Source organism: Streptomyces sp. NPDC102467 (assembly GCF_044765445.1).
Taxonomy (GTDB): domain Bacteria; phylum Actinomycetota; class Actinomycetes; order Streptomycetales; family Streptomycetaceae; genus Streptomyces.
Genome location: NZ_JBIWKA010000021.1, coordinates 77,682 through 86,271 on the forward strand (window position 1 = coordinate 77,682; position 8,590 = coordinate 86,271).

The window sequence follows — 8,590 nt, forward strand, 5'->3', positions numbered from 1 at the left end:
CGGGGACAACCCCCGGCCCCCCTGCCGGACAAACAGCACTCACCGCCCATTGAACGCATCCTTCAACCGCGAGAACAGACCCTGCTGCCCCGGCTGACTGTGCCCACCCGGGGGACAACCCCCGGCCCCCCTGCCGGACAAACAGCACTCACCGCCCATTGAACGCATCCTTCAACCGCGAGAACAGACCCTGCTGCCCCGGCTGGAACTGCCCCAGGGGGCGCTCCTCGCCGCGCAGCTTGGCGAGTTCGCGCAGCAGGCGCTCCTGTTCGGGCTCCAGCTTCTGCGGTGTCATGACCTCGACGTGCACGAGGAGGTCACCGCGGCCGCCGCCCCGCAGGTGCGTGATGCCACGCCCGTGCAGCGGGACCGACTGGCCGGACTGGGTGCCGGGCCGGATGTCGACCTCCTCCATGCCGTCGAGCGTCTCCAGCGGCACCTTCGTGCCGAGGGCCGCCGCCGTCATCGGGATGGTCACCGTGCAGTGCAGATCGTCGCCGCGCCGCTGGAAGACGGGGTGTGGCAGCTCGTGGATCTCCACGTACAGGTCACCGGCGGGGCCGCCACCGGGGCCGACCTCGCCCTCGCCCGCGAGCTGGATCCGCGTCCCGTTGTCCACACCGGCCGGGATCTTCACCGTCAGCGTGCGCCGCGACCGGATGCGGCCGTCACCGGCGCACTCGGGGCACGGCGTCGGCACGACGGTGCCGAAGCCCTGGCACTGCGGGCACGGCCGGCTCGTCATGACCTGGCCGAGGAAGGAGCGGGTGACCTGCGAGACCTCGCCGCGCCCGCGACACATGTCGCAGGTCTGGGCGGAGGTCCCGGGCGCCGCGCCCTCACCGCTGCAGCTCGTGCAGACGACGGCCGTGTCGACCTGGATGTCCTTGGTGGTCCCGAAGGCCGCCTCGTCCAGCTCGATCTCGAGCCGGATCATGGCGTCCTGGCCGCGGCGCGTACGCGACCGGGGCCCACGCTGCGACGCGGTTCCGAAGAACGCGTCCATGATGTCCGAGAAGTTCCCGAACCCGCCGGCGCCGAAGCCTCCGGCGCCGCCTCCGCCGGCCTGCGACAGGGGGTCGCCCCCGAGGTCGTAGACCTGCTTCTTCTGCGGGTCGGAGAGCACCTCGTAGGCGGCGTTGATCTCCTTGAACCGCTCCTGGGTCTTCGGATCCGGATTCACGTCCGGGTGAAGCTCACGAGCGAGCCTTCGAAAGGCCTTCTTGATTTCGTCCTGGGAAGCGTCGCGGCGCACGCCGAGTACGGCGTAGTAGTCCGTGGCCACTTACGACTCCGCCAGGATCTGTCCGACGTAACGTGCCACTGCGCGTACTGCTCCCATCGTTCCCGGGTAATCCATGCGGGTCGGGCCGACCACGCCGAGCTTGGCCACTGCCTCGCCGCCCGAACCGTAGCCGACCGACACGACGGACGTGGAGTTGAGTCCCTCGTGGGCGTTCTCGTGACCGATCCGTACGGCCATGCCCGAATCACCCACCTCACCAAGCAACTTGAGGAGCACGACCTGCTCCTCGAGTGCCTCCAGCACGGGCCGGATAGTGAGGGGAAAGTCATGTCCGAAGCGGGTGAGATTGGCCGTTCCGCCGATCATCAGCCGCTCCTCGGTCTCCTCGACGAGCGTCTCCAGCAGAGTGGAGAGCACCGTCGTGACCGTGCCGCGGTCCTCCGCCTCGAAGGCCTCCGGCAGGTCCTGCACCAGCTGCGGTACGTCGGCGAACCGGCGGCCCGCGACACGGCTGTTGAGCCGGGCCCGCAGGTCCGCCAGGGACGATTCGCCGAACGGCGCCGGACAGTCGATCATCCGCTGCTCCACACGCCCGGTGTCCGTGATCAGTACGAGCATCAGACGGGCGGGCGCGAGCGCGAGCAGCTCGACATGGCGCACGGTGGACCGGGTCAGGGACGGATACTGGACGACCGCGACCTGCCGCGTCAGCTGCGCGAGCAGCCGCACGGTCCGTCCGACGACGTCGTCGAGGTCGACGGCGCCTTCCAGGAAGTTGTGGATGGCGCGCCGCTCCGGCGCCGTCATCGGCTTCACCGCGGTGAGCTTGTCGACGAAGAGGCGGTACCCCTTGTCGGTGGGGATCCGCCCGGCACTGGTGTGCGGCTGGGCGATGAACCCCTCGTCCTCCAGGGCGGCCATGTCGTTGCGCACGGTCGCCGGGGAGACGCCCAGGCTGTGCCGCTCGGTCAGCGCCTTGGAGCCGACCGGCTCCTCGGTGCCGACGTAGTCCTGGACGATGGCGCGCAGCACTTCGAGCCTGCGTTCACTGAGCATCGGCGCACACCTCCAGCAACTGTCTCTGCGATCTTTGCGTTTTGGCACTCGCTGCGCGTGAGTGCCAATCGTCCCCGGGTCAGTGTACGGCCGGTGGGTACGGGCCCGGCAAGGCCGCTAGCTTCGTCTCTATGCAACACATCGACTGGAAGTCGTCCGGTTGGGAAGAACTGGCGCCGCATGTGGGACGAATCCGGCTGCCCGGCTGGGACTGCACGACGGGGCTCGTCGTCGGCGAGGACGCGGCCCTGCTGATCGACACGGGATCCTCACTCCGTGAAGGCGTCCGGCTGCGCGGTGACGTCCGCCGCCTCCTGGGACCACACGGGAGGGTGACGCACATCGCGCTGACCCATCCGCACTTCGACCATGTGCTCGGCACGGCGGCGTTCGCGGGTGTCGAGGTGTACGGGGCCGTGGGCATCGACACCGTGTTCGCGGGCGGCGCCGAGCAGCTGCGCGCCAGCGCCGTACGCCATGGCCTGGACCCCGACGCGGCGGCCGAGGCGGTCGATCTCCTCGTCACCCCGCGCCATCGGGTCTGCGGCGAGTGGACGCTGGATCTCGGCGGCGGTGTGCGGGTGCTGCTCGCGAACCTCGGCCCGGCGCACAGCGGCCACGACCTGACGGTTCTGGTCCCCGGGGCCCCCGCCCGGCCGGAGATCGTCTTCTGCGGCGACCTGGTGGAGGAGTCGGGCGAACCCCAGACCGGCTCGGACGCGGCCCCGCGGCACTGGCCGGCGGCGCTCGACCGGCTGCTGTCGCTGGGCGGCGAGGACGCCCTTTACGTTCCCGGGCACGGGTCTGTGGTGAATGCGGCGTTTGTCCGCGAGCAGCGCGCCACACTGGCGGCCCGTTACGGCGTGTCGTAGGCCGAGCGGGGGAGCTTCTCTTATCGTCTGCCGAATGCGCCAGTACTCACCCGACCTGACTCCCCCCTGGAAGCGGAACACGACTGTTCCCGAGATCCCGGCCGAGCCGGATCTCGTCGTGGAAGAGGTCGGTACGGGCTTCTGTGGTGCGGTCGTCCGCGTAGAGAAGACGGCGCAGGGGCCGACGGTGACCCTGGAGGACCGCTTCGGCAAGCTCCGCGCGTTCCCGATGGAGCCGCGCGGCTTCCTGCTGGAGGGCAAGGTCGTCACCCTGGTCCGTCCCGCGGCGGGCGGTCCCGTGCGCCCCACGCGCACGGCGTCCGGTTCGGTCGCGGTCCCGGGAGCCCGCGCCCGAGTGGCCCGCGCGGGCCGCATCTACGTGGAGGGCAAGCACGACGCCCAGCTGATCGAGCGGGTCTGGGGCGACGACCTGCGCATCGAGGGCGTGGCGGTGGAGTTCCTGGAGGGCGTCGACGACCTTCCGGCGATCGTGACCGAGTTCGACCCGGGCCCCGACGCGCGCCTGGGCGTCCTGGTCGACCACCTGGTCCCCGGCACGAAGGAGTGGCGCATCGCCCAGTCGGTCACGAGCGCCGACGCGCTGGTGGTCGGCCACCCGTACATCGACATCTGGGAGGCGGTGAAGCCGTCCTCGCTGGGCATCGAGGCCTGGCCCCGGATCCCGCACGGCCAGGACTGGAAGACGGGCGTGTGCCGCGCGCTGGGCTGGCGCGTGGCGAACACGGGCGAGGCCTGGCAGCACATCCTGTCCCGGGTCCGCTCGTACCGCGACCTGGAGCCCGAACTCCTGGGCCGAGTAGAGGAGTTGATCGACTTCGTGACGGCCCCGGAGGCTTGAGCACCGCGGAGGGGGCGCCCCGTAAGGGGCGCGGGACTGTGCCGATCAGCGGCTGCGCCGCGGGGCGCGACCAGCCACGACGGTGGCGCACCCGGCGATGACGCTGAGCCCCGGGGCTCCGCCCCGGCCCCCGCTCCTCAATCGCCGGAGGGGCTTGAGAGGCATCGGCGCGGCGCACTCAGTCGACCAGATCCCGGACAACCCCGTCGGCCAGCAACCGCCCCCGCAAGGTAAGCACCGCCCGCCCCTCCGCAAAGGGCCCACGCTCCAGCAACCCGTCCCCGAGCGCCTTCCGCGCGGCAGCCGCACCATCGGGCTTCAGCAACGACAACGGGCACCCCTCGCGGAGCCTGAGCTCCAGCAGGATCCGCTCGACCCGCCGGTCCTCGTCGGCCAGCACCTCGCGTCCGGCACCGGGCGAGCGCCCCTCCGCCAGCGCGGCGGCATACGCCCCGGGATGCTTGACGTTCCACCACCGCACGCCGCCCACGTGCGAGTGCGCTCCGGGCCCGGCCCCCCACCAGTCGGCCCCGCGCCAGTACAGCTCGTTGTGCAGGCACCGGGCCGCCTCGGACGTCGCCCAGTTCGACACCTCGTACCAGTCGAACCCGGCCGCCGCCATCGCCTCATCGGCGATCAGATACCGGTCCGCGTGCACGTCGTCGTCGGTCATCGGCACCTCGCCCCGCCGGATCCGCCGGGCGAGCTGCGTGCCCTCCTCGACGATCAGCGCGTACGCGGAGATGTGATCGGGGCCCGCCGCGAGGGCCGCGTCCAGTGAGGCCCGCCAGTCGTCGTCGCTCTCGCCCGGCGTGCCGTAGATCAGGTCGAGGTTCACATGCTCGAAGCCGGCCGCCCGCGCCTCGGCGACACAGGCCTCGGGCCGCCCGGGGGTGTGCGTACGGTCGAGCACCTTCAGTACGTGCTGCCGCGCGCTCTGCATGCCGAACGAGACCCGGTTGAAGCCCCCGGCCCGCAGCTCCGCCAGGTAGGCCGGGTCGACCGACTCCGGGTTGGCCTCGGTCGTCACCTCCGCGTCGTCCGCGAGCCCGAACTCGTCCCGGACCGCTTCCAGCATCCGTACGAGGTCGGCGGCGGGCAGCAGCGTCGGCGTACCGCCGCCGACGAACACGGTCCGCACCGGCCGGGGGTCGTCGCCGAGCACCTTGCGCGCGAGCCTGACCTCGTCGATCAGCGTCTCGGCGTAGTTGTCCCGCGAGGCGAGCACGCCGCCGGTGCCGCGCAGCTCGGTCGCCGTGTACGTGTTGAAGTCGCAGTAGCCGCAGCGCGTGGCGCAGTACGGGACGTGCAGGTAGAAGCCGAGGGGCCGGTCGGCGGCGCCGGCGAGCGCGGCGGCGGGCAGGGACCCGTCGTCGGGCACGGGCTCACCATCGGGAAGTGCGGAAGGCATGCCCCCATTGTCCCGCCTCCCGGAACGTCACTGCACACGTCACCGCGCACGTCACTGCGCCTGCAGCACGAGCAGCGCCAGATCGTCGTCCGGCGGGCCGTCCGCGTAGGCGTGCACGAGGCGCCGGATCCGCTCGGCCAGCAGTTGCGCCGTCAGTCCCGCGCACCCGGCGAGGGCGTGCGCGAGCCCGTCGCCGTCGTCGAACTGGCGGCGCCCTGAGCGCCGCTCGGTCACCCCGTCCGTGACGCACAGCAGCGTGTCGCCGGTCAGCAGCTCGAACGTCTCGCTCGTGTAGTCCGGGTCCTCGACGACGCCGAGCAGCACCTGTGGCTCGGCCGCCGCGACGACCTCGCCCCCGGGCCGCATGAGCAGGGGCAGCGGATGCCCGGCGGAGGCGAGGGTGCAGGTGACTCCGCCGCCGTCGTCGGCCGGCGTCAGTTCGCCGTAGAGGAGGGAGAGGAAGCGGGAGCCGGAGCCCTCGGGCGGGATGCCCTGGCCGCCGGCGGCGGCGGCGAGCGCGCGGGCCGCGGCGTCGGCGGCCTCGGTCGCGTCGTCGAGCAGCAGCCGGTTGAGCCGGTCCAGGACCTGGGCGACCGGGTAGCCCTCCCGGGCGAGGAGCCGCAGCCAGGGCCGGACGAGCCCGATCACCACGGCGGCCTCGGGGCCCTTGCCCTGAATGTCGCCGAGCGCGAAGCACCAGCGGCCGTCCCCTGCGGGGAACACGTCGTAGAAGTCGCCGCCGGGGCCGCCCGCCTCCTTCGGCTCGTACACGAGGGCGCTCTGCATGCCGGGGATCTCGGCGATGGAGGTGGGCAGCAGGCCGCGCTGCAGGATGCGGCTGATGGTGGCCTGCCGGGTGAAGCGGCGGGCCGCGCTGACAGCGAGGGCGACCCGGCGGCTGAAGTCCTCGACGAGCCCGGTGACCTCGTCGGGGAAGCGGGGCAGGCCCGCGCGCCCGATGAGCAGGACACCGAGGCTGCGTCCGCCCACCATGAGCCGGTAGGCGAGCGCGGCACCGCTCTCGTCGTCCCCGCAGCTCTCGCCCCGCGCCTCGAACGGCCAGGCCATGGGCACGGCCGCGGTGCGGGCGGCGTCGGGCAGACGCGGCGGTTCCTTCTCCAGGATCCGGCGTAGTTCCTCGCTACGGTTCTCGTGGCTGTGCCAGACGCGGGCGAGGCGGGGCGCGGGCATCGGGTCGGTGCCGCCGCGCAGGTCGTGGTCGGCGGTGCCCGGCAGGCCGCGGCCCTCCTCGTCGTAGAACCAGATCGCGCACCAGTCGGCGAGCCGTGGCACGAGGAGCTGGCCGACGAGCGCGGCGACCATCTCCTCGTCGAGCTGGCCCGCGAGCAGGTCGGAGGCCTCGGCGAGGAAGGAGAGCGCGCCGCGGTTGACCCAGTCCCGGTCCTGGGGCACGCGTCGGGGCATGGGCGCGAGGAGTTCGGCGGCGCGCAGGCCGCGCTCCAGGGCGCGGACAGCCGAGTGCACGGCGGGGTCGGTCCCGGCCTCCGCTGTGTCGCCTGCGTCGTGTGCGTCGCCCGTGTCGTCTGTGTCGTCTGCGGGGAGCCGGGCCCACACGGTCTTGGTGCCGGGGCGGTAGGTGATGCCCCACGATTCGGCGAGGGTCGCGACGAGCTGGAGGCCGCGGCCGCTCTCGGGCGTCTCGGACGTGCGGCAGGCCCGCTCGCTGCGTACGGCGCGGGCCGGGTGGTGGTCGGTGACCTCGACGACGACTCCGGCGGGGGTGCCGTCGGCGGCCATCTCGTCCAGGCGGCAGAGCAGGTCGACGGTGGTGCCGGCGTGCACCACGGCGTTGGTCACGAGCTCGCTCAGGACGACGATCGCGTCGTCGGTCAGCCGGTCGCCGAGAGCGCCGCAGCCGGGCACGGCCCGCTCGGTCCACTCGGCGAACGCGGCCCGTACGAAGCGGCGGGCGGCCGCGGGCGTGTGGGGGTTCCCCGGCAGCGACGTGTGGACCAGGACCGGTCCTGCGTGCGGATGGTCCGCTACGTCCCCGTCACTGAAGGTGGTTTCCCGCTGGATAGGAATGGGCCCCACGTTCGGCTCCTGAGCAGTTCGGGCAAAGACGCCTCAGGCGACACGAACAGAGTGACAGACTGACCACGCCCATAAGCACCGAGTTACCGAAGTGGGCCGCCATGAGTGAGAACAGTGCTATGCGTGTGCATCCGAACGGGCTGGAAAGCGACGCCATTCGCCCGCCCGACCTTCGACCCCTGTTGGCCGCCATATCGGCCGCCCGCGACGGTAACTTCACCCACCTCCCCGTCGGCGGGGAAGGCATGGTGGGTGAGCTGGCGGCCGTCTTCAACCAGCTCATCGACCGTAGTGTCCATTACAACGCCGAACTCACCCGGGTGCGCCGGGAGATCGTCCGGCACGGGCGGCTCGACGAGCGTCTTGAGGCGAGCCCGGGGCAGGGTGCGTGGGCCACGCGCGTCCACGACGTCAACACCATCATCGGTGCCCTGGTCGCACCGGCCGCGAACGCCACGCGTGTGCTCGACGCGGTGGCGGGCGGTGACCTGACGCAGCGCGTCGACCTGCACGACGGCAACCGCCAACTGCGGGGCGATTTGCGTAGGTTGGGCCGCGCCGTCAACAAGATGGTCGACCAGCTGTCCCTCTTCACGGGCGAGGTCACCCGGGTGGCCCGCGAGGTGGGCACCGAGGGCCGGCTCGGCGGTCGCGCCAAGGTGCAGGGTCTCTCCGGCAGCTGGCGGGACGTGACCGAGGCGGTCAACACCATGGCGTCCCGGCTGACCGCTCAGGTGCGAGATATCGCCCTTGTGACGACGGCGGTGGCGCGGGGCGACCTGACACGGACAGTGACGATCGAGGCCACGGGCGAGCTGCTCGAGCTGAAGCTGACCGTGAACACGATGGTCGATCAGCTCTCCGCGTTCGCCGACGAGGTCACCCGCGTCGCCCGCGAGGTCGGCACCGAGGGCCAGTTGGGCGGCCGCGCCCAGGTCCGTGGCGTCTCCGGCGTCTGGAAGGACCTCACCGACAACGTCAACTTCATGGCGTCGAACCTGACCTCCCAGGTCCGTAACATCGCGCAGGTCACCACGGCCGTGGCCAACGGCGACCTGAGCCAGAAGATCATGGTCGACGCGCAGGGCGAG

7 protein-coding genes are annotated in these 8,590 nt (G+C 71.9%); 3 read left to right on the forward strand and 4 right to left on the reverse strand.

Going from position 1 to position 8,590, the window contains the following annotated elements; genetic code table 11:
- Positions 1 to 148: 148 nt before the first annotated feature.
- Together dnaJ and hrcA are read right to left on the reverse strand one after the other, a co-directional pair.
- Positions 149 to 1,285, reverse strand: coding sequence for a molecular chaperone DnaJ (dnaJ, locus tag ACIREE_RS35825; protein WP_404162014.1), 1,137 nt, complete (start codon positions 1,283 to 1,285; stop codon positions 149 to 151).
- Positions 1,286 to 2,302: a heat-inducible transcriptional repressor HrcA gene (gene hrcA, locus ACIREE_RS35830; RefSeq protein ID WP_404162017.1), complete on the reverse strand. Its 1,017-nt coding sequence runs from the start codon at positions 2,300 to 2,302 to the stop codon at positions 1,286 to 1,288.
- Positions 2,303 to 2,433: 131 nt separating this feature from the next.
- On the opposite strand from hrcA, the gene ACIREE_RS35835 reads away from it, so the two are divergent.
- Together ACIREE_RS35835 and ACIREE_RS35840 are read left to right on the forward strand one after the other, a co-directional pair.
- On the forward strand, positions 2,434 to 3,174 hold the full coding sequence (locus tag ACIREE_RS35835) for an MBL fold metallo-hydrolase (RefSeq protein ID WP_404162019.1): 741 nt from the start codon (positions 2,434 to 2,436) through the stop codon (positions 3,172 to 3,174).
- A 34-nt stretch (positions 3,175 to 3,208) separates the two neighbouring features.
- On the forward strand, positions 3,209 to 4,033 hold the full coding sequence (locus tag ACIREE_RS35840) for a DUF3097 domain-containing protein (protein WP_404162022.1): 825 nt from the start codon (positions 3,209 to 3,211) through the stop codon (positions 4,031 to 4,033).
- A 178-nt stretch (positions 4,034 to 4,211) separates the two neighbouring features.
- Here the strand turns inward: ACIREE_RS35840 and hemW are convergent, their stop codons facing one another.
- Positions 4,212 to 5,444, reverse strand: coding sequence for a radical SAM family heme chaperone HemW (gene hemW / locus ACIREE_RS35845; protein WP_404162026.1), 1,233 nt, complete (start codon positions 5,442 to 5,444; stop codon positions 4,212 to 4,214).
- A 51-nt stretch (positions 5,445 to 5,495) separates the two neighbouring features.
- Positions 5,496 to 7,499, reverse strand: a complete 2,004-nt coding sequence (locus ACIREE_RS35850; RefSeq protein WP_404162029.1) for a SpoIIE family protein phosphatase — start codon at positions 7,497 to 7,499, stop codon at positions 5,496 to 5,498.
- 101 nt (positions 7,500 to 7,600) lie between these two features.
- Here ACIREE_RS35850 and ACIREE_RS35855 point away from each other — a divergent pair.
- Positions 7,601 to 8,590: HAMP domain-containing protein (locus ACIREE_RS35855; protein ID WP_404162032.1), on the forward strand; the 990-nt coding region annotated here is incomplete at its 3' end.